The organism is Vreelandella lionensis, assembly GCF_044543515.1.
Classification (GTDB): domain Bacteria; phylum Pseudomonadota; class Gammaproteobacteria; order Pseudomonadales; family Halomonadaceae; genus Vreelandella; species Vreelandella lionensis.
Genome location: NZ_JBITWC010000006.1, coordinates 108,501 through 129,656, shown reverse-complemented (window position 1 = coordinate 129,656; position 21,156 = coordinate 108,501). Strand labels below are relative to the sequence as shown.

20 protein-coding genes and 1 riboswitch are annotated in these 21,156 nt (G+C 60.4%); of the genes, 5 read left to right on the top strand and 15 right to left on the bottom strand.

The annotated features are described in order from the left end of the window. Nucleotides 1–102 precede the first annotated feature (102 nt). The gene (locus tag ACIGG6_RS05430; protein ID WP_399842919.1) at nt 103–993 is read left to right on the top strand and encodes an NAD-dependent epimerase/dehydratase family protein; all 891 of its coding nucleotides are present in this window, start codon (nt 103–105) and stop codon (nt 991–993) included. A gap of 3 nt (nt 994–996) precedes the next feature. Here the strand turns inward: ACIGG6_RS05430 and ACIGG6_RS05425 are convergent, their stop codons facing one another. From ACIGG6_RS05425 to cobT, 11 genes are all read right to left on the bottom strand, one after another. Further along, the gene (locus ACIGG6_RS05425) at nt 997–1,767 is read right to left on the bottom strand and encodes an ABC transporter ATP-binding protein (RefSeq protein ID WP_399842917.1); all 771 of its coding nucleotides are present in this window, start codon (nt 1,765–1,767) and stop codon (nt 997–999) included. Beyond that, complete coding sequence (locus ACIGG6_RS05420; RefSeq protein WP_399842916.1) at nt 1,767–2,738, bottom strand: FecCD family ABC transporter permease; 972 nt, start codon at nt 2,736–2,738, stop codon at nt 1,767–1,769. Before ACIGG6_RS05420 ends, ACIGG6_RS05425 begins: the two co-directional genes overlap by 1 nt. Further along, nucleotides 2,738–3,670: a cobalamin-binding protein gene (locus ACIGG6_RS05415; RefSeq protein WP_399842914.1), complete on the bottom strand. Its 933-nt coding sequence runs from the start codon at nt 3,668–3,670 to the stop codon at nt 2,738–2,740. The genes ACIGG6_RS05420 and ACIGG6_RS05415 overlap by 1 nt, the downstream gene beginning before the upstream one ends. Further along, nucleotides 3,651–5,471 carry a TonB-dependent receptor domain-containing protein gene (locus ACIGG6_RS05410; protein WP_399842913.1) on the bottom strand — a complete coding sequence of 607 codons (1,821 nt, stop codon included), beginning with the start codon at nt 5,469–5,471 and terminating at the stop codon, nt 3,651–3,653. The genes ACIGG6_RS05415 and ACIGG6_RS05410 overlap by 20 nt, the downstream gene beginning before the upstream one ends. Before the next feature lie 142 nt (nt 5,472–5,613). Then, nucleotides 5,614–5,849: riboswitch (cobalamin riboswitch) on the bottom strand. Nucleotides 5,850–5,894: 45 nt separating this feature from the next. After that, a complete protein-coding gene (locus tag ACIGG6_RS05405) occupies nt 5,895–6,326 on the bottom strand; it encodes a bifunctional adenosylcobinamide kinase/adenosylcobinamide-phosphate guanylyltransferase (RefSeq protein WP_399842910.1) in 432 nt (143 codons plus the stop codon). Next, entirely contained in the window at nt 6,278–6,931 is a 654-nt protein-coding gene (locus ACIGG6_RS05400) for a histidine phosphatase family protein (RefSeq protein ID WP_399842908.1), read from the bottom strand. Before ACIGG6_RS05400 ends, ACIGG6_RS05405 begins: the two co-directional genes overlap by 49 nt. Further along, a complete protein-coding gene (gene cobS, locus ACIGG6_RS05395; RefSeq protein WP_399842905.1) occupies nt 6,868–7,644 on the bottom strand; it encodes an adenosylcobinamide-GDP ribazoletransferase in 777 nt (258 codons plus the stop codon). Before cobS ends, ACIGG6_RS05400 begins: the two co-directional genes overlap by 64 nt. Beyond that, the gene (locus ACIGG6_RS05390; protein ID WP_399842902.1) at nt 7,641–8,207 is read right to left on the bottom strand and encodes a bifunctional adenosylcobinamide kinase/adenosylcobinamide-phosphate guanylyltransferase; all 567 of its coding nucleotides are present in this window, start codon (nt 8,205–8,207) and stop codon (nt 7,641–7,643) included. Before ACIGG6_RS05390 ends, cobS begins: the two co-directional genes overlap by 4 nt. Next, a complete protein-coding gene (gene cobD, locus ACIGG6_RS05385; protein WP_399842900.1) occupies nt 8,191–9,282 on the bottom strand; it encodes a threonine-phosphate decarboxylase CobD in 1,092 nt (363 codons plus the stop codon). The genes ACIGG6_RS05390 and cobD overlap by 17 nt, the downstream gene beginning before the upstream one ends. Further along, nucleotides 9,279–10,268, bottom strand: a complete 990-nt coding sequence (gene cbiB / locus ACIGG6_RS05380) for an adenosylcobinamide-phosphate synthase CbiB (protein ID WP_399842898.1) — start codon at nt 10,266–10,268, stop codon at nt 9,279–9,281. Before cbiB ends, cobD begins: the two co-directional genes overlap by 4 nt. Beyond that, nucleotides 10,265–11,341, bottom strand: coding sequence for a nicotinate-nucleotide--dimethylbenzimidazole phosphoribosyltransferase (gene cobT, locus ACIGG6_RS05375; protein WP_399842896.1), 1,077 nt, complete (start codon nt 11,339–11,341; stop codon nt 10,265–10,267). Before cobT ends, cbiB begins: the two co-directional genes overlap by 4 nt. 277 nt (nt 11,342–11,618) lie before the next feature. Between cobT and edd the strand changes: the two genes are divergently transcribed. The 4 genes from edd to ACIGG6_RS05355 are packed head-to-tail and all read left to right on the top strand — an operon-like array spanning nt 11,619 to nt 16,368. Then, entirely contained in the window at nt 11,619–13,508 is a 1,890-nt protein-coding gene (gene edd / locus ACIGG6_RS05370) for a phosphogluconate dehydratase (RefSeq protein WP_253507285.1), read from the top strand. Further along, complete coding sequence (gene glk / locus ACIGG6_RS05365; RefSeq protein ID WP_172416086.1) at nt 13,508–14,473, top strand: glucokinase; 966 nt, start codon at nt 13,508–13,510, stop codon at nt 14,471–14,473. Before edd ends, glk begins: the two co-directional genes overlap by 1 nt. Before the next feature lie 15 nt (nt 14,474–14,488). Further along, nucleotides 14,489–15,358, top strand: a complete 870-nt coding sequence (locus ACIGG6_RS05360) for an aldo/keto reductase family oxidoreductase (protein WP_399842894.1) — start codon at nt 14,489–14,491, stop codon at nt 15,356–15,358. A 44-nt stretch (nt 15,359–15,402) separates the two neighbouring features. Then, the gene (locus ACIGG6_RS05355) at nt 15,403–16,368 is read left to right on the top strand and encodes a carbohydrate kinase (protein WP_399842892.1); all 966 of its coding nucleotides are present in this window, start codon (nt 15,403–15,405) and stop codon (nt 16,366–16,368) included. Between the two features lie 21 nt (nt 16,369–16,389). On the opposite strand, the gene ACIGG6_RS05350 is transcribed toward ACIGG6_RS05355, so the two are convergent. The 4 genes from ACIGG6_RS05350 to zwf form a co-directional block, all read right to left on the bottom strand. Further along, on the bottom strand, nt 16,390–17,871 hold the full coding sequence (locus ACIGG6_RS05350; RefSeq protein ID WP_399842890.1) for a glycoside hydrolase family 32 protein: 1,482 nt from the start codon (nt 17,869–17,871) through the stop codon (nt 16,390–16,392). A 197-nt stretch (nt 17,872–18,068) separates the two neighbouring features. Further along, nucleotides 18,069–18,731 carry a bifunctional 4-hydroxy-2-oxoglutarate aldolase/2-dehydro-3-deoxy-phosphogluconate aldolase gene (locus tag ACIGG6_RS05345; RefSeq protein ID WP_399842888.1) on the bottom strand — a complete coding sequence of 221 codons (663 nt, stop codon included), beginning with the start codon at nt 18,729–18,731 and terminating at the stop codon, nt 18,069–18,071. Between the two features lie 42 nt (nt 18,732–18,773). Further along, nucleotides 18,774–19,439, bottom strand: coding sequence for a 6-phosphogluconolactonase (gene pgl, locus ACIGG6_RS05340; RefSeq protein WP_399842886.1), 666 nt, complete (start codon nt 19,437–19,439; stop codon nt 18,774–18,776). A 1-nt stretch (nt 19,440) separates the two neighbouring features. Continuing rightward, the gene (gene zwf, locus ACIGG6_RS05335; RefSeq protein WP_399842883.1) at nt 19,441–20,934 is read right to left on the bottom strand and encodes a glucose-6-phosphate dehydrogenase; all 1,494 of its coding nucleotides are present in this window, start codon (nt 20,932–20,934) and stop codon (nt 19,441–19,443) included. Between the last annotated feature and the right edge of the window lie 222 nt (nt 20,935–21,156).

Below are 21,156 nucleotides of genomic sequence, written 5' to 3'. Positions count from 1 at the left end.
CGTTAAAGGCTGAGTATCTGCGGGTCGAACCTTTCTTTGCTAAGGTGAAGGTCTTCGTTTGATTCTATGTTCCGCTCTGTTTCACTCACCGGAGTTTTCCGCATGCGTATTCTGTTTACTGGCGGCAGCGGCAAGGCTGGCCGCCATGCCACTGCTTATCTTCGCGATCAAGGTCATCGCGTCACCAATCTGGATTGGGCAGTATCCGACGTGCCCGGCATCACTACCCTCAAAACCGACCTGACCGATGCAGGCCAAGTGTTCAATGCATGCCAAGCCTACGCAGGGTTCGACGAGCTTGAACCGGGCACCGGCGTGCCGCGTTACGATGCCATTGTTCATTTCGCCGCCATTCCCGCCATCCTGCATCGGCCGGATAATGAGACCTACCGCATCAATACGTTGAGCACTTACAACGTGCTAGATGCCGCCACCAAGCTGGGCATTCCTAAGGTGATCTTCGCTTCCAGCGAGACGACCTACGGCATTTGTTTTGCCGATGGCGAGAAGAAACCGGACTATCTCCCCATCGATGAAGAGCACCCCACCGTGCCTCAAAATAGCTATGCGATGAGCAAGGTGGTCAACGAGGTGACCGCACGCTCCTTCCAGGCGCGTTCGGGCATCGATATCTACGGCCTACGCATCAACAACGTTATCGAGCCCCACGAGTACCGTCAGAATTTTCCGGCCTACATGGATGACCCCGCCCTGCGTCGTCGCAATATTTTCGCCTACATCGATGCCCGCGACCTGGGCCAGATGGTCGATTGCTGCCTGAAAACGGACGGCCTGGGCTACCAAGTGTTCAACGTCGCCAATGACGATCTCTCGGTTGGCCTAACCAACGCTGAAGTGATCGAGCGCTTCTATGCTGGCGTCCCCATCAAGCGCGACATGGGCGAATTTGAGACGTTCTACAGCAACGAAAAAGCCCGTCGACTGGTCGGCTTCACACCTCGCCATGCGTGGCGGGAGGAGCTAGACCAGTAAGCGCTATCCTTTTATCGGCACAAACACCGGCGCGCCATCCACCTCTACCACCGCGAGCTTTTGGCGGTAGAGGCTTTCTAAAGCGCTGGGCACCAACATGGTGTCGCGCGGGCCCCAGCAGGCTTCGCCGCTGGGGTAGAGCAGCAGAATGTGGTCGCACCAGCGGGCGGCTAAATTCAAATCGTGCAGGCACATCATCACCGCGCTGCCCTGGGCGGCCTGCTCGACCATTAGCGCCATTACTACGCTTTGGTGGTGTAAATCCAGGTGGTTGGTGGGTTCGTCCGCCAGCCAAATATTGGGCGCTTGGGTAAGCACCGTCGCCATCGCTACCCGCTGGCGTTCACCGCCGGAAAGCGTGTTGACCAAGCGGTGGCGAAGATGCGCCACATCCAGCGCTTCCAGGGAGGCCTCGGCGCGGGCGTAGTCGTCGGCACCTTCCATCTGCCACAGGGAAAGGTACGGGTGGCGGCCAATCAGCGCGGTCTCTAGCACCGTGGCGGGAAAGCCGTCTAGCCGCTCTTGAAACACCAGCCCTAGCTGCTGCGCCACTTGCCGCCTGCGCAGCTGGCTTAGCGGCGTGTTGCCTATCAGCACCTGCCCTGAACGGGGGGCGTTTAACCCCGCCAGCGTATGCAGCAGCGTGGTTTTGCCCGCCCCATTGGGGCCAAGCACGCCCCACACCTGCCCTGGCTCGATGGTGAGGTTCAGCGCCGTGCCTGCGCTGCGCCCTGGCACGTTGATGATCAGGTCTTGAGTCGCCAAGCGGGTCATCAGCGGCTCCGGTAAAGCAAAAAGAGGAACGTGGGCACGCCCAGCAGCGCGGTAATCACCCCCACGGGGAGCTGCTCAGGGGCAATCATGGTGCGCGCTAAGGTGTCGGCCAGTACCAGCAGCGTGCCGCCTGCCAGGGCGCAGGCGGGCAGAATCAGCCGCTGGTCGTTGCCTAACAGCAGGCGCAGCATATGGGGCACTACCAGCCCCACAAATCCAATACTGCCTGCGGTGGTCACGGCGGCGGCGGTTAAGAGGCTGGCGGCAATGTAGATGCCCCACTCCAGCGGGCGAACATCTACGCCGAGGGCAGCCGCTTGCTGCGGGCCACGGGCCAACACGTTGAGGCTGCGCCCCAGGGGTATCAGCAGCACGCAGGTGGCCATCAACAGCAGCAAAGGCGGCCAAGGCGCGCGGGCGTAGGATAAATCCCCCATCAGCCAATAGAGCATGCCCGGCAGCCGCTCGGCGGGGCTTAGCGCGAGCATCAGGGTAATCACCGCGCCCCACCCCGCTGCTACCACCACGCCAGTCAGCAACAGCCGTGAAGGCGTCCAACCACCGCTGCCGTGGGCTAGGCCAAACACTAAAAACGTGGAAAGCAGCGCGCCTAAAAATGCCGAGCCGGACATCAGCACGCCACCCACGCCTGCCAGCATGGCCGCCAGTGCACCAATCGATGCCCCGCCGGAAAGCCCCAGAACGTAGGGGTCTGCCAGCGGGTTACGTAGAAGTACCTGCATTAAGGCACCGGCCACCGATAGCAGCCCGCCCACCGCAAAGGCGGAAAGCGCCCGTGGTAGGCGAAGCTCTATCACCATAGTGCGCGCCAGCGCATCGCCCTGGCCCTGCACCACCGCCCAGAGCTGCGCTGCCGAAAGCTGCGCGCTGCCCACTGCCAGAGAAAACAGCATGGCGGCCAAGGCAATCAGCGCCAGCAGGCCAAGGGGTTGCCACAGGCGCGCCACCATTAAGAGGCCCCGCGCTTTTGGCGAGTGTGTTCGAGCTTTTCACACAGAAGCTGTGCCCCTTCCAGCAGGCGCGGAGTGGGCCGCTGAATTAAAGAAGGCGGCACGAAATAGAGGTTACCCGCTTCCACAGCGGCAAGGTTGGGGTACTGCTCCCAGTGGGTGAGCCAGTCGCGGTTCTCCTCCCCCATGCCACCGGCAATGATGGCTTCGGGGTTGGCTGCCAGCACGGCTTCATCGTCTAAACGCGGTACTAACCGGTGCTGATCGCCAAAGACGTTCTCGCCGCCGCAAAGCTCTACTACCTGACCAATCAAATGTTCGTTATTAACGCTCATCAGCGGCTCGTCCCACACTTGATAAAACGTGGGTACCGGGTCGCGTTCGCTGTAGCGGGCGGTGAGCGCGGCCATGCCGTCTCTAAACTCGCTAGCCGCCTGCCGCCCTTTGGCTTCGGTGCCTGCTAAACGGGCCAGTCTCTCAATGGTGTGGGCGACTTCTTCCACGCTGCGCGGCTCAATGTAGAACACCAGCATGCCCAGCGCTTCAAGGGTTTCCATCTGCTCGGCGGGGTTACCTGTTACCCAGCCGATGACTAAATCCGGGGCAAGCCCGACCAGGGCCTCTAAATCAATCCGCGTGTGGCTGCCCACCGAAGCCACTTCTTGGGCTTGCGGCGGGTAGTCGCTGTAGCTCACCACGGCCACGACCTGATCTCCTGCGCCTGCGGAGTAGGTCAGCTCCGTTGCCCCTGGGGAGAGCGTGGCAATGCGGTTGGCTGAGGCGTGTAGGCACACTTCCCGCCCACGGTCGTCTACCGCGCAGCGGCTGGGGTTATCCGCGTGCAGCGGGTTAGCAAACCCGCTACCCAGCCATAACAAAGCGGCGCCAAGGGCGCCGCAAAACGGCTTTGGTTTATTGGCCAAAGTGAACACTCAAAAATCCTGCCCGGCCTGCGTTGATATAGTCAGCGCCATCAAACGAGCGCGTGGTGATGTAGTCTTGGTCCAGCACGTTCTCTAACGTTACCCGAGCGCTCCACAGCGGCGCAAACTGCCAGCCCGCGCGCAGGTTCACCAAGCCGTAGCCGCTGAGGCGGTCTTCGTTAGAGGCGTCGCGGTAGCGGTGGTTTTGCGCGACCCAAGAGCCACCCAGCGACCAATCGCCCAACTCACGGTCTACGTCTAGGCGCAGGCTTTGCGAAGCGCGATTCTGCAGGCGCTTGCCGGTCAGGCGGTTTTCAGGGTCGGTGTAGGTCAGCGCGGCGGCCAGCGTCCACTCATTCACTTCTACGCCAGTGCTAAGCTCAGCGCCGCGAATACGAGATTTCGGCACGTTAAACTGTAGCCCTTGGCCCGCAATCAGGTTGTCGATATCGGTTTGGTAAAGCGCCGCATCCCAGAACCAGCGGGCATACTGGCCGCGCACACCGACTTCAACCGACTCGGAGGTTTCAGATTCTAAGTCCGGGTTGCCAAAACCGGGGTAATAAAGCTGGTTATAGGTAGGGGCATTAAACGCCGTGCCGTAGTTGGCGCGCAGCGTGTGGTGGCCATCTAGCTCATAACCCACGCCGACGCTTCCGGTGACTTCGTCACCATAAGATTCGTTATCATCAAAGCGCAGGCTGCCTTGTAGCATAAAGGGCGAGAAATTCAGCAGCGCCTGCGTGAAGACGGCGGCATTGCTACGGCTGGTTTCATCGTAGGCGGTGGTGCTGTCCACGCGGTCTTCACTGTATTCAGCGCCAGCCACTAGCTCGTGGGCACCAGCAGTCACGGTGTTTTCCCAGCGAGCAGTACGAATTTTGGTATTGAAAACGGAGTCGCCGTAATCCGCGAAGTTATCGCTCTCATCTCTCGCTTCGCTGAGCGTTAACCGGCTGCGCCAGTTGTCGGCCAGTGGCAGCTCGCCGTACACGCCAGCTACTTGCTGTACAAAATCGTTTTCCCCACCGTCGTACTCGTTATGACCTCGGGCACGCAGAACCAATACGCCCGCTTCTGCCCCGTTATCGAAGGTGTGGGAGACCCGCGCCAGCGCGGAGGTGTTGTCGTAGCCTTTGTCGTCGCCATTACGACGCACTGGCTGGCCGTCGGTATTGAAGTGGCTACCAGAGAAGCTGTAGCGGGTGCCGCCCTCTTTCCCACTAATACCCGCGCTTAGGCGCTGGGTATTGAACGAGCCGCCGCCTGCGGAGATACGCGGCTGGGGGCTGTCTTCTTGGCCTTCTGGCGTAAACAGTTGAATGACACCGCCAATGGCGTCGGCACCATAGAGGCTGCCACGGGGGCCGCGCACGATTTCAGCGCGCTCAAACATGCGCGGCTCAAGCGATTGCCAGGCGGCACCGCCGCTGGTGGCTGAATTCAGGCGAATACCATCGATCAGCAGTACGTTTTGGGCACTGCCCGTGCCACGAATAAAGACGCTGCTGTTCTTACCAAAGCTGCCGTTACTGGAAACGTCCACGCCCGGCTGGCCGCGCAGCAGGTCGGTAATACTCACGGGGTCTTGGCGGCGCAGGGTGGCTTCATCAATCACCGTGACCGATGCGAGGCTTTCATTGGCGGTGCGCGGTGCCAGTGCGGCCGTGACGACCACTGGATTAAGCGAGCCGGAAGTGTCTGCCGTTTGCGTCGAGGTTTGAGACTGCGCTTGCGCCTGAACGGCCATTGGCAAAGCAGCCATGGCGAACGCCGCCAGCGAAGCGGTGGTGCGGAAACGATATAACATGGTGGGGTCCCTTGCTCACTGTGCTCACCCGCACAGTGTGTTTTTAGTGACCGGGCAGGGGCACACAAGGGAAAGCAGCGGCTGAACGCCTCTGGTATTCGCCCTGCACATGCCCTCCGCATGCCGGTAATTCGTGGCTTCTCTAAGCCATCACTCTTAGGCCGGTCTCCGGGCTGACGAGCGAAAGGGGCGGCTTAACGTAAGCGCCATGCCTTTCCGAACGACCACCTTCCCATGCGTAAGCACAGTGGCGTCTCTAGCCGTTCTTATCTCGATCACCGTTGCGGGGGCAGCGTTGGATTCATCCCCAAAGGGTCACCAACTTCCCGTTTAACTGATGGCATGCGTGCCATCAGCACCTGAGAGTGCGCGTAAACTAGCAACTTGCTGTCAGCAGGTCAATTTTACCGCTCGCCTCGGCGGCTAGCCTTTTAGTGCTTGCACTAACCCGTGCCGCACGTACCACACGTGGCTTGCCTGGGCAGCGGCATCCTGTGTGAACCAGCCGCTTAAATCCCGCAGGCGGCGCTGGTCACGAGCCATGGGCACCAGCCCCCGGCCTAGCTCATTAGCAATCATCACTAGCGCTACGTTATCTGCTTCTGCGGCCTGGTGTAGGCGAGGAAAATCTTCTCGCCACTGGGCACGCCATTCGTCAATGCTGAGATCTGAATCAAGCGTCGCCATTAACCATTCAAATAACCCGTGCACCACCAGCGGTGTATTGGGCAGCATCACTTGGGCCACTTCCTGAAGGCGCTGGCCAGGCGCTAGGCGCCACCAAAGCGCGCCGGGAAAGCGCTGTTTTACGGCGTCGCGCTTTCCTGCGCAGGCACCGCCGATGAATAGTTGCATTGCCACCCTCCTTTTCCATCCGACCCTACCTGATAGACAAGCTGCCAACGTCGCCCCTGGGCTTGGTGCACAATGCCCTCCCAAAAATCGAGGGTTTCAAAGCGCCGACGCAGCTCCCGAATCACCCCGCCGTGGGTGACCACCAACACTTTTTGATAACCGTGCGCCTGGCTGTGAGCCGCCACATCGTCAAGCCACGCATCCAGACGCTCACGCAGCTGGCCGGACGACTCACCGCCGGGAATCTGCAGCTCGCCGACGCTGTCGATCCAGGCGCGATAGTGCGGCAATTCTTTTAATTCATCGTAAACCTTGCCTTCGTACTCGCCAAAATCGAGCTCCCGTAGGCGCGGTTCGGCATAGACGGGTATACCCGGCTTTGCTGCTTGTGACCACGCCAGCGTTTGCTGGCAGCGGCCAAGGTCACTGGCATAAATCGCGTCAAAGCGTTCATCCATAAGGGCTTTCCGAAGCGTTAGCAGCCCCTCCTCCGCATCGGGAAACAGCAGCGGAATATCCCGCTGGCCCTGGTAACGGGTCTCTAAATTCCAGGCGGTGATACCGTGGCGTACTGCCACCAACTCCACATGAAGACCAGTAGCCAAAGCTCTCCTCCTTCAATGGTGGCACCGACCATATCGCCGTTAATGCCGTTAAATAGACGCAGCAGTGCCGCACGCGCCAGCGCTACCCAACAAACGACTGCCACCAGCCACAGCACCATCGTGGGCCATGCCAACGCCAGCGGTAGCAGCGGCACCAGCGCTAGCCCTACATCGTGACGACTAAGCGACTGCTGCCAGCTCCAAGCCAGGCCGCGTGGTTGGGCACACGGGGTGAGTATGAGTAGCGCCACACCTGCCCAGCGCCCTAGCGCAGGCACGATCACCAGCCACCACAGCGGCGCGTGATACTGCAGCAGCGCCCAGAGCAGCACGCCCTTCCAGGCCAGCAAAAACAGCAGCGCCAGCATACCGAAGCTGCCGATTTGTGGGTCTTTCATGATCTCCCAGCGCCGTTCCAGCGGCTGGTTGCTGCCCAGCGCATCGGCCAGGTCCATCACGCCATCCAGGTGCAGGCCGCCAGTTAACGCCACCCACACGCTGAGTAGCAGAAGTGCGGTGATCGGTATAGGAGTATGCAACTGCCCCAGCAGCAACGCAGCCAGCGCGAGCAAACCGCCCACCAGCAGGCCCACTAGCGGGTAGGCGCGAATAGCCCAGCGGCGGGTACCGGGTGTCCAGGGGCAGGCCACCGGAATGGGTAATCGAGTGAGAAACTGTAGGGCGAGCAGCCCGCCATACATGATGTTGTTCACGAATTCGCGACCGCCTTCCACTCGATGGGCTGACCCGCCACGACCTCAATGACGCTATCTGCCTCGGCGGCCAACCAACGGTGAAGCATTTGCAAAAACTCCACGTAGCGCAGCGTTTCGGACCCGTTCGGCAGCGGCGCTTCGTTAAGATCATTGGAGACAACCACTAAGGTAATATTTCGCGCCCGCGCATCTTGTAGGCAGCGTACTAAAAGAGAGAAACCTTCAGTAGTGGAAAGCGGCTCGCTCTCGTCGTCTTCCTCATGAAACATGACCTGACTACCCCACAGAGTAAGGCAATCTAACAGGGCAGCGTGACCGTCCGGCACTTGGGACACCGCTTGATCAATCGCCAACGGTGCTTCCAGCGTTACCCAAGAAGACACCGCACTGGAGGTGGACCGTTCCACTTTGTGGCGCGCTACCCGCTCAGCCATTTCATCATCATAGACACTGGCGGTGGCCACATAGAAACAGGGCTTACCGTTAGCTGCTTGCATTACGCACTGTTCAGCAACGTGGCTTTTACCGGAGCGCGCGCCCCCACTAACAAACACAATCATGTAACACCTTTAACAACCGATCATTTGCTGAACCATCGCGCACGGCTAGCCGCAGCCAACTACCGTTTAGGCCCGAAAAGCTATAGGTATGCCGCGCCAGCATACCGGTATAAAGCAAGCGTTCAAGCAGCAGCACGCTGGAAATACCGCGCTGGCACAGCTCAGCTCCAGGGCGCACGAGAAAAAAGCAGCTGTGGCTAGGCACCACTTCAAGCCCCATGGCGGCCAGCGCTTGCCCCATGCGCGGCTGCTCACTGGCAAGCCACTGCCGGGTACGCTGAGCAAATACCACATCGGCCAGCAGCGGTGCCACTAGCTCGGCGGCGAGGTGATTGACGCTCCAGGGCGGCTGATGGCGTGCTAAGGCGGCAATGTGCTCGGCACTGGCCAACACATAACCCAGGCGCAGCCCGGGCAGGGTGTAAAACTTGGTCATGGAGCGCAGCAGCATAAGCTGCGGATAGCGGGCTAGCAGCGGCGTGAGCGGCTCAGCGTCTATGGCTAAATCAATAAAGGCTTCATCCACCACCAGCGTTGCCGTGGTAGGCATGCACGAGAGCAAACGCTCAATCTCAGCAGCGGGGATCAGCGTGCCGGTGGGGTTATTGGGGCGACATAAAAACACCACATCCGCTTTAGCAGCCCGCACGTTTAACGCCGCCGGTTGCACCTCAAACCGCGGTGCCTCAAGCACATATTCCGTCACAGTAAGCCGATGCGCTGCACAGGCTCTGGCATATTCACCAAAGGTGGGCGTCACGATCAACCCGCACTGGTGGGCGTGGTGGGCGGCGGCCAAAAAAATCGCTTCCGCCCCGCCGTTGGTGAGCAGCACTTGCTCTGGCGCCACGCCCTCGTGCTCGGCAATGGCTTGTCGTGCGGCGTGGTAGCTGGGCTCTGGGTAGCGGCTTAGCTCGCCAATACGCTCAGCCAACCAATCCGCCACCCAGGGCGGCGGCCCCAGCGGGTTGAGGTTAGCACTTACATCCTCGAACGGGTGATCCGCAGGCAGCCCAAAGCGCTTCAATAGCGCCGCTGCGTCGCCGCCATGGTTTGGCCAGGGAGTGGAGGTCATCTCAGCCCCCAGAGAGTCAACGCGGCTAAGGTAAAGAACAGCAGCCACCCGCCGTGCATCAGCCGCAGCGTCATGGAAATATGCGCCACGTTGAGCGGCATTTGCCCGCTCCCCAAGGTCGCCCGATGGGAGGCCACTCCCTGATAAAAATTAGTGCCGCCTAGCTGTACGCCCAGCAAATTCGCCACCATGGCTTCCGGCCAACCGGCATTGGGGCTGGGGTGGCGCGGCGCTTCCCGGCAGGTGGCGGCTAGCGCGCCCCGCCAGCGTGACCCAGTAACTCCCCGCCCTATCAAACAACCGCCTGCCAGCCATAAACAGAGTGCCGTCAGCCGGGCGGGCAGCCAGTTGGCGATATCATCGAGTTTTGCGGAGGCGTAGCCGAAGTCATTAAAGCGTTCGTTACGGTAGCCCACCATCGAATCCAGGGTATTCACCGCCTTGTACGCTAGCGCTAGCGGTGCCCCGCCAATAAGCGCAAAAAACAGCGGCGCAGTGATGCCATCCACGGTATTTTCTGCCACGGTTTCCACTGCGCCACGGGTGATGCCTGCTTCTTCTAGGCGTTGCGTATCGCGTCCTACAATCATTGCCAGTGCTTGGCGTGCGGCGGGCAAGTCGCCTTTGCTAAGTGGTGCTGCCACCGCACGGGCCGCATCGCCCAAGCCTTTCATCGCAAGCGCCGTGGAAAGCAGCCACAGCTCGGCTATCAACGCCAACCCGGGGTGAAGCCTGGCAAGCACTAAGAGAAACAGCCAGCTCACCAACCACACGCCACCCACCACCGTCACGGTTAGGAAAGCACCACTTAGCTTACGCTGCCGCGCCGTGCCCCGATTCCACAGCCGCTCATAGCTGCTAATCATCCGCCCAATGATCACCACCGGATGTGGCAACCAGCGCGGGTCGCCCACTAGCAGGTCAATGAGAATGGCAAAGGCGACGAGGATAACTGCGGCAGGCATCCCATCAGTCATAAAACTCATGCGGTGTTACTGCTAACACCGGCCTGAGTAAAGGTGGCCATCTCCTTCAGCATGGCGGCGGCCGCCTGCACCAGCGGGAACGCCAGCGCCGCCCCACTGCCTTCACCCAAACGCATGCCCAGCGCCAAGAGCGGCTCGGCCTGAAGCGCTTCTAGCGCGGTGGCGTGGCCCGGCTCTTCAGAACGATGGCCAAAAATGAGATAGCCTCGCACCGCTGGGCACAGCCGGTAGGCCGTTAGTGCGGCGACGGTAGCAATAAAACCATCCACAATGGCGGGTAGCCGATGGGCGGAAGCGGCTAAATAGGCCCCCGTCATGGCGGCGATTTCCAGGCCGCCGAGTTTACGCAGCACATCTAAAGGGTCGTTGCTATCGGCTTGGCGGGCGTGAAGCGCCTGCTCAATCACCGCCACTTTATGCGCCTGCTGGGCGCTATTAATGCCGGTTCCTGCACCTACCACTGTTGCGACTGGCACTTGGGTGAACGCCGCCAGCATCGCGCTGCTGGCGGTGGTGTTGGCAATACCCATTTCTCCGACGATGATGCTTTTCGCGCCCTTTTCAGCCAAGCGCCCTACCGAATCGGCACCAACATTGATAGCGCTCAGGGCTTCCTCACGGCTCATGGCGTCTTCCTGCACCATATTGGCGGTACCGGCGCGCACTTTGGCATCGACCACGCCCGGCAATGAAAGCGATGACACCACGCCCACATCAATCACTTCTACCTGCGCGCCAATTTGGCGGGCGAAGACGTTAATGGCTGCCCCACCGTGAGCAAAGTTAGCCATCATTTGCGCGGTCACTTCTTGAGGGAAAGCCGACACCCCTTCTTCAGCCACGCCGTGGTCGGCGGCAAATACCGCCACGCCCGGCGGCGAAACGAAAGGAGCGGCTTGGCCGGTGATGGCGCTAAGCTGAATGGCCAGCGCTTCGAGCCGACCCAAACTACCGGGGGGCTTGGTGAGCGTATCGATATAAGCACGGCTGCACTCAGCGGCGGCGGTGTCCACCGCATTGATGCGTGCCAGCAGTATTTGAAGCCGCTGTTCAGCGGTCGGCTCGTTAACCATCGCAATTCTCCCCAGGCTGGTGGCGCAAGATAGTAGCAAAAGCAGGACTGCTATACTTGCGCTTTAAACGCCAAACAGGCGCTTGAGCACCGTTTTTTTCTATCATTCATCAAAGCATCATGTGCCACGGCGATAGTTGTTATCCATTAGGGTAATAAAACTACAACTTAAGCTATAAATAGCGTTTTTATTGCCGTAAAGTCTCTTATATCGACGCCATAAGATGTAAAATAACTACAAATCTGGATTCACCGTCTCTACACATGCAGAGGTCTCTATGCCTGGTTCAACACCCGCCACACTCAATCCTACGGTTGCTAAGGTTACCCAACGTATTCGTGAGCGCTCTGCCGAGCGACGCGCCCTGTATGAGCGCCGCATGGCGGACCAGCACAAGCGCGGCGTTCACCGCTCTGAACTCTCTTGCGGTAACTTGGCCCACGGCTTTGCTGCCTGTAGCGCCCAGGAGAAAGACTCCCTGAAGCTGATGAACAGCGCCAACCTAGGGATTATTTCTTCGTACAACGACATGCTCTCGGCCCACCAGCCGTTTGAAACCTTCCCGGAAACCATTAAAGCGGCCGCCCGCGCCATGGGTTCTACCGCGCAGTTTGCCGGTGGCGTACCCGCCATGTGCGATGGCGTAACCCAAGGCCAGCCGGGCATGGAACTCTCGCTGTTTTCCCGCGACGTGATTGCCATGGCCACCGCCGTGGGCCTATCGCACAACATGTTTGATGCCGCTCTTTACCTCGGCGTATGCGATAAAATCGTTCCCGGACTATTCATCGGCGCGGCGCGTTTTGGTCACTTGCCCGCCATGTTCGTACCCGCTGGCCCAATGCCCAGCGGCCTGCCGAACAAAGAGAAAGCGCGCATTCGCCAGCTCTACGCCGAAGGCAAAGTGGGCCGCGAGGAGCTGCTGCAGGCGGAGTCCGACTCTTACCACAGCCCCGGCACCTGCACCTTCTACGGCACAGCCAACTCCAACCAGTTGATGATGGAAGTGATGGGCCTGCACCTGCCGGGCACCTCGTTCGTCAACCCGGGCACCGAGATGCGCGAAGCGCTCACCCGCTACGCCACCGAGCAGGCCATTCGCAACACCGAACCCGGCGGCGAGTACCGTCCGTTCTATAAGCAGATCGACGAGCGCGCCATCGTCAACGCCGTGGTCGGCCTGCTTGCGTCTGGCGGCTCTACCAACCATACCATGCACCTGATTGCTATGGCGGCAGCGGCGGGCATTACCCTCAACTGGGACGACTTCACCGATCTGTCAGCGGTCACGCCCAGCATCATGAAGGTGTACCCCAACGGCCAGGCGGATATTAACCACTTCCAGGCAGCGGGCGGCATGAGCTACCTGTTCCGCGAGCTGCTGGGCGCGGGCCTGCTCCACGGCGATATTCCCACGGTGTTTGGCACCGACCTGACCGCTTACACCCAAGAGCCCTTCCTGGAAGATGGCAAAGTGGTATGGCGCGAAGGCCCGGAAAACAGCCTGGACGAAGAAGTGCTGCGCCCGGTCGCTACACCCTTCGCCCCCACCGGCGGCCTGACCGTGATGAAAGGCAACCTGGGCCGTGGCGTCATCAAAGTCTCGGCGGTAGCCGAAGAGCACCGTGTAGTAGAAGCGCCGGTGAAGATCTTCGAGGATCAGAACGAAATGAAAGCGGCGTTTGAGTCGGGCGACCTGGACCGCGACGTCATTGTGGTGGTTCGCTTCCAAGGCCCCAAAGCCAACGGCATGCCCGAACTGCACAAACTCACCCCCTTCCTGGGCGTACTCCAGGACCGTGGCTTCAAGGTCGCTCTCGTTACCGATGGCCGCATGTCCGGCGCGTCGGGCAAAGTGCCCGCCTCCATCCACATGAGCCCGGAAGCGCTCGACGGCGGCCCGCTGGCCAAGCTGCGCGATGGTGACGTGGTGCGCCTGGATGCCAACGCCGGCACGCTGGAAGCCAAAGTGGATGCGGCCACCTGGGCCGACCGCGAGCGCGTAGTGGCGAACCTTGACCACTACCACGTTGGCCTGGGCCGCGAGCTGTTCTCGGGCTTCCGCCACTTGGCAATGCGCGGCGAAGAGGGCGCGGGCTCGTTGGGCGGCTTTGAAGCCGACGATCTCGCTCGTCAAGAAGGTCAGATTTTTCAAGAGGACGCCTGATGCGACCGGCATTAATCGGGGACATTGGCGGCACGAATGCTCGCCTGGCGTTGGTCACGCCGGGTGAGGTCACGCCCCACGACATTCTTAACCTGCCCTGCGCCGATTACCCCGGCGTGATCGAAGCGATTCAGGACTATCTCGCTCGGGTAGGCGCAACGGGCGATAACGCCCCGCAAGAAGCGTGCCTGGCCTTCGCCTGCCCGGTGCACGCCGAGCGGGTGAAAATGACCAACAACCATTGGGACTTCATGAAAAGCGACGTTCAGCAGGCGCTGAATCTGTCGCTGTTTAAAGTCATCAATGACTTCACCGCCCAAGCACTGGGCGTTCCCCACGTGGGGGAAGATAACCTGGTGGAAGTGCAGCCTGGTGAAGCCCAGTCGCACTCGACCCGCTTGGTCATTGGCCCTGGTACCGGTTTAGGCGTGGCCGGGGTGTTCCCCGGCCAGCACGCCTGGATTCCGCTGCCCACCGAAGGCGGTCATGTCACCTTTGCGCCCACCGACACCACCGAACGCGCGCTGCTGGACGTGTTCTTACAGCGCCACCAGCGGGTGAGCGTCGAGCGCATTCTGTGCGGCCAGGGGCTGCTAGAGCTATACCAAGCCCACTGCACCCTGGAAGGCCAAACGCCGCGCTGCGAGACCCCCGCCGAGGTGACCCAAGCGGCCAACCAGGGCGATGCCCTGGCCACGGCTACCCTGCTGCGCTTTTTGAAAATTCTCGGCGACGTGTGCGGCGATGCCACCCTGACCATGGGTGCGCGCGGCGGCGTGTATCTCTGCGGCGGTATTCTGCCCCGCCTGTTGGACTGGCTGCCCAAGTGCGAGCTTCGCGCAAGCTTCGTCAACAAAGGGCGCATGGGCGCGTACAACGCCGATATTCCTGTGTGGATCGTGACGCACCCATGGACAGGCCTGCTAGGGGCCGCCGAAGCGCTGCATAACGAAGAAGTCTTTTAATTGATGGGAAACGCCATGGCTGCTGTTACGTTCGACGTGCCGTTTGTACTCGGCATGATGCGCCTGCATGAAGCACAAGAGATGCACCAAGCGAGCCATTTGGCCGACTGGATCGAAGCTCGCTTAGAGCAGGGTTTGCACTGGTTCGACCATGCCGACATTTACGGCAACGGAGCATGCGAAACACTGTTTGGCCAAGCGCTGCGCGCCCGCCCAGCACTGGCTAAGCGGCTAAATGTCGTCACCAAAGCCAGCATCGCCAACGACAACCCGCCCCCCGGTTCCGGCAAGGTAAAGCACTACAATGCCAGCCCGGACTACTTAGGCCGCGCCATTGACGATGCGCTGGGCCGTTTGGGCGTCGAGCGCCTGGACCACTTTCTGATTCACCGCCCGGACCTGCTGATGGATGCCGCTGCCACTGGTCGCGCGCTGGATGATGCCATCGAGGCGGGCAAAATTGGCGCGGCGGGGGTTTCCAACCATCTGCCCAGCCAGTGGCGCAGGCTGCAACGCCATATGCACCACCCGCTTCAGGCCAACCAGATCGAACTCTCCGTTGCCCATAGCGCGCCGCTATTCGACGGCAGCTTTGACGACCTGGGTGCCGATGGCCATGCGCCCATGGCGTGGTCCCCGCTGGCGGGCGGCCAACTGATGCAGGGTGAGGTGAGCCGCGTGTTGAACCGTTTAGCAGGCGAGCTGAACAGCACCCCCGGCGCGCTGGCGCTGGCATGGTTGCGCACCCTGCCCGGCCGCCCAGCACCGGTGGTGGGCAGCGTGAAACCCGAGCGTATTGCCGATATGCTGAACGGCCCGGAAACGCTGCCTAGAGAAGCCTGGTACGAGCTGTTGGAAGCCGCACGGGGCCACTGCGTCGCCTAGCGCTTTTTTCCAATTTTGATGCCAATAATGACAAGGAATGATCTATGACGCCGGTGATTGCTTTCGGTGAAGCCTTGATTGATATGCTCTCTAGCCGATTGGGTGATAGCACGGGGCCGGAAACCTTTACCCCCTACGCTGGCGGCGCGCCCGCCAATGTGGCGGTAGCCTGTGCACGGCTCAACGTGCCCAGCCAGTTTTTGGGCATGGTGGGTGACGATACCTTTGGGCACTTTCTAATTCGTGAGCTGAAAAGCCACGGCGTGGATACCCAGGGCGTGGTGCTCACCAAAGAAGCGCGCACGGCGCTGGCGTTTGTCTCCCGCGACAGCAGCGGCGAGCGCACCTTCGATTTCTACCGCCCACCGGCCGCCGACCTGCTCTACCGCTTGGAGCATCTGCCCCACGGCGTGTTCGAGCAGCCCGCCATCGTTCACCTGTGCAGCAACAGCCTGACAGACCCCGAAATTGCCGAGACTACTCTCGCCATCGCTGCTATGGCCAAGCGTGCGGGCTGCCTTGTGAGCGTGGACGCTAACCTGCGCCACAACCTATGGGCAGAGGGAGCTGCGGACACTTGGCTGGTCACCGATCTGATCGACAGCGCCGAGCTGGTGAAAGTATCGCTAGAAGAGCTGGACTACCTGCGCGGCGACCACCCACAAGACGCGTGGCTGGCCGAGCGCATGGCCGCAGGGGTCAAAGTGGTCGTGGTCACCGATGGCCCCAACGATGTCGTGCTCAAAGGCATCGGCATTGACCAAACCGTGAACCCGCCCCGCGTCACGGCAGTGGACACCACCGCCGGTGGCGATGCCTTCATTGGCGGATTGCTGGCAGAGCTTTCCAGCTACGGCATCAGCGAGAGCTGGCACCAGGACAGCGCGTTTCTCACCCGCGCGGTGAACATTGCCTGCCGCTGCGGCGCCCACGCGGTCACCCGCCCCGGCGCGTATGCCGCACTGCCCACCCACGCTGATATTGAAGCCCTGCGCAGTTCGGCAGGCTAGCGCTCAGCGTCGTCGAGTTCGCTACTCGGCGACGCTTTGGGTAACCCCTTCCGCCACATCCACCCGCCCACTGACGACTTCCAACGTAACCGGTTGACGGCGATGATCGACAAAGCTCACCTGGGTGATGCAGCGCTGCTCGGTGGCTCCTTCAATCAACATTTCCAGCGTACCGTGATCGCACCACCACCGCACCGTCACCGTTAACCCATCGACGCTGCCCGCCGCGTGATCACAGGCAAAGTGCTCATCGAACGCGGCCTGACCGTTACTCCCTTGACGCTCATAGTGTAGCGACGTTGTTGATTCATCTGCGGTCAGCCACAGCCGCTGCTGATAGCCCTGCTGCAGCGATAGCGCCAGCCTTGTGCCTGCTTTAAGCACCAGCGTCAGCTGGCCGTAAACCGCCGCGCCCTCTGGCAAAGCAATGCAGTGCTCCCCTGCCGTTTGAAGCGAGCGAGGCGATATGTGGCTTAGGGCGCTGAGCGCTTGAGCTGCTTCGCGAGCAAAACGCTGATGTAACCGCACCCCACAATAAGTCGCGCGCAAGGTAAGTTCTCGGGGCAGGCTCATGGTGCCTCGCCAGCCCGTTTCGGGGGCATGATTGGCGTACTGCCAGTTGTTCAACCACGCCAGCGCAAGCTGCCGACCAGGCGTGTTAGACCAACTCTGCACCGCGTAAAAATCCCGCCCTTCGTCCATCATCAGCACGGCGTCAGAAGCGTTGTCATTGGTGAAACGCTGGCCGTCAAACTCGCCGATAAAGTACTGGGTAAACGAGCCAAACGGGTTATCCGGCGTGGCGCCAATCCCCACCACCAGTACCCAGCGCGTGGCGGGCTCATCCGGCCCAGCGCCGTCCACCGGCAGCTCAAACAGATCCGGACACTCCCAGGGGTGCTGAGTATGCGCGCCCTCGCCTTCGCCAAAGGCGCTGGCAAACTGCCACTCCAGCAGGTTGTGGGAGGTATAGAAGTGAATCTCCTGCCCACAGGCCAGCGCCATGACCCAGCGCTGGCTAGGGCCATGCCAAACCACTTTAGGGTCGCGGAAGTCTTTAACACTTGGCGGCGGCAGAATGGGGTTACGCTCGTAGCGCTGCCAGGTACAGCCCTTATCGCGGCTATACGCCAAGCACTGGGACTGCTGGTAATCCTCCGGCTCATCAGAGAGCACCCGGTGGCAGGTGTAAAACGCCAGCAGTCCCGGCTGGCCGTCAAACAGCCCCGTGACATCGTGCTCATCCACCACGGCGCTCCCCGAAAAGCAGGCACCCTCTTCGTTGGGTGCCAGCGCAATGGGCAAATGCTGCCAGTGGCACAGGTCACGGCTGACCGCATGCCCCCAGTGCATTGGCCCCCAGACGGTGCTGAACGGGTGGAACTGATAAAACAGATGGTACTCGCCCTCGAAAAACACTAGCCCATTGGGGTCATTCATCCACCCCATCGGCGGCGCAAAATGCACAGCCGGGCGCTGGGGTTCAAAATCCGCTAACGTCATGCTTAAACCTTAACTTAATCGTTTAAGTTAGCGTATCACGACTGCTTATGTTCTGAACCATCCCCTTTAGGTGTAGACACAAAAAAGCCCGAGCATGGCGACATGCTCGGGCAAACGTCTTGCTCACACGACCCGACATCAGTGAGGCAAGTAACGAGAGTGCTCGGTAAGGCGTTACCTACTAGTGATGGAAACGCTTAGTGGTGGAAACGCTCCGCTGCTTGGCGGGCGAGTTCGCGGATGCCGTCCCAATCTTCGGCATCGACCATTGCTTTCGGCGTCAGCCAAGAGCCGCCGACACACATCACGTTGGGTAGTGACAGGTAAGATTCGGCGTTATCAACGGTGATACCACCCGTGGGGCAGAAACGCGCTTCGGGGATCGGTGCGCCGAACGCTTTGATCGCTTTGGCACCGCCGCTGGATTCAGCGGGGAAGAACTTGAAGCGGCGGTAGCCGTACTGCCAGCCGGTCATCAGCTCAGAAATGGTAGAAACCCCCGGCAGCATGGGCACCGTGCTCTCTACGCCGTAGCGGTAAAGCGCGTCGGTGGCACCGGGCGTAACGACGAAATCAGCGCCGACTTGCTCGGCTTGGCGATATTGCGCGGGCGTCAGTACGGTGCCTACACCAATGCTGGCACCCGGCAGTGCTTCTTTCATGCGCTTGATGGCTTCCAGGGCACAGTCGGTGCGCAGGGTAATTTCCAGCACGGTCAGGCCACCCTCAACCAAGGCGCGGCCCAGCGGTACGGCGTCTTCCAGGCGCTCGATGGTGATCACCGGGATTACTTCTGCTTTTAGGCAGATGCTGTCTAGCTCGGCGGTGCGCGTTGAGGGTAGCTGTTTATCGATGGTCATGAGTGAGTCTCCAAGCAAATTGTTATTGGCGAAAGTGTAGCGTTAGGGCGCCCAGTAGATCGCCAGCGGGCAAGATAAGAAGGCGCGGATGGGCAGTGTACGAACATCGTCACCACTCATGGCATTCGCCAATACGGCACGCTTATCGTCGCCGGTAATATGTAGAATGTGGCGCTTTGCCTGATGCAGGCGGTCCGCCGAGAAGGTAATGCGCGGCTGAGGCTGGCTGGGAGTACGCACGGCCACTAGCGGTTCATCGGTGGAAAGCGCTAGGCCCAGCTCTTGGCTATCGGGGAACAGCGAGGCCGTGTGGCCATCGCCGCCCATGCCTAAAATCACCACGCTCGCTGGCCAAGCCAGCCCGGCGGTGGCTTCTGCTACCGCTGCCACGCCCTCTTCCGGCGTACCGGCGTCAGAGGTTAGCGGCACAAACGTAGCCGCGGCGGCGGGGCCCTGCAGCAGGTTATCGCGCACCAGCTTGGCGTTGCTGTCACTGCTTTGCTCATCTACCCAGCGCTCGTCGGCCAGGGTGATATCTACCCGTGCCCACTCCAGCGGCTTTTGCGCCAGCGCTTTGAAAAAAGGCACGGGCGTTGAGCCACCGGAGACCACCAGCAGCGCACGCTTCTGGTGGGAAAGGTCATCGGCTAGCGCCTGATAGACGGCTTCCGCTAGCTGCTCGGCTAGCGCTTGACGTGCTTCGCTCATGTTAATAATCCTCGTACCAGCTGCGGCCATCCTGGGTAATCATGGCAATAGAGGCGACCGGCCCCCAAGAGCCTGCCGGGTAGCGGCGCGGCGGGGTTTCACGTGTTTTCCAGCCGCTGATGAGCTGGTCGCACCAGCGCCACGCGTGCTCCACTTCATCCCGGCGCACAAACAAGTACTGCTGGCCTTTCATGACTTCTAGCAGCAGACGCTCGTAAGCATCGGGAATACGCGATTTCGGGAAGGCGCTGTTGAAATCCAGGTGCAGCGGGCCAGGGCGCAGGCGCATGCCTTTATCCAGGCCGCTATCCTTGGTGAGTACCTGAAGGGCAATGCCCTCTTCCGGCTGCAGGCGGATAATCAGCTTGTTAGAAGCGATGCCGCGCTGGTCCGGATCAAAGATGTAGTGCGGTTGCTGACGGAAATGAATGACAATTTGCGACAGTTTTTCCGGCATCCGTTTACCGGTACGCAGGTAAAACGGCACGCCCGCCCAGCGCCAGTTGGCCACTTCGGTTTTCATGGCCACAAAGGTTTCGGTCTGGCTTTGGGTGTTGGCACCCTCTTCATCCAGGTAGCCCGGCACTGCTTGGCCGTCGCTGGTGCCCGCAGTGTACTGACCGCGCACTACGTCGCGCCCAAGCGCTTCACCGGTGAAGGGTTTCAGCGCTTTAAGCACTTTTACCTTCTCATCGCGAATGGCATCGGCATCCAGGTTGGAGGGCGGGTCCATGGCGATCAAGCACAGCAGTTGCAGCAGGTGGTTCTGCACCATATCCCGCAGCTGGCCCGCATCATCAAAGTAGCCCCAGCGGCCTTCAATACCCACTTTTTCGGCGACGGTAATCTCGACGTGGGAGATATGGTTCTGGTTCCACTGGGTGCCGAACAGCGGATTGGCAAAGCGCAGGGCGATCAGGTTTTGAACCGTCTCTTTACCCAGGTAGTGGTCGATACGGTAAATGCGTGATTCGGGGAACACGGCACCGATGGCGTCATTGATCTCTTCTGAAGAGGCCAAGTCATAACCAATCGGCTTTTCCACTACCACGCGGGTATCGTCATCCAGGCTGTTGCTGGCCTGGAGATTGCGGCAAATGTCGCCATAAATACGCGCGGCGACGGAGAGGTAGACCACCATTGGGCGCTTGCTGCCTTCGCGCCACTGGCGAATGGCGTCGTAGCCCTCTGCGGTGGCAAAGTCGAGCTTGAGGTACTCTAGGCGGTTCAGGAAGCGTTCAAGGCTTGCCTTGTCCTGCTCCTCTTTTTTCAGGCGCTTCTGCAGCGCGCCGCTGACTAGCTGACGGAACGCGGCAGTGTCGTGCTCCTGACGCGCCAGCCCCATGATCCGCGTGCTTTCGGGCATTAAGCCTTCGCGGTCAAGATGATACAGCGCAGGAAACAGCTTGCGCATGGCAAGGTCGCCTAGCGCCCCAAAAAGCGCTAAATCAATAGCGTGATTCGGATCGCCCAGCGGGGCATGTGACTGGCTCATCTCAGCTCCTATTTATAATTAGGTCATCTAATGTAGTTAGATTACCTAAAATCTATCTTATATGAGGCATTATACGCAATAATTCGTGTAATTTTACTACAAAATATTGTTCATTGCTGCCCTTTCCAGCTGCACTTCACCGATACGCTCGGCAGGCGCTTCTACCTTTACTCTACGCCCCTCGGATACGCCACCCCTCCTCCCCCCGGGGAGGAGGTGGCC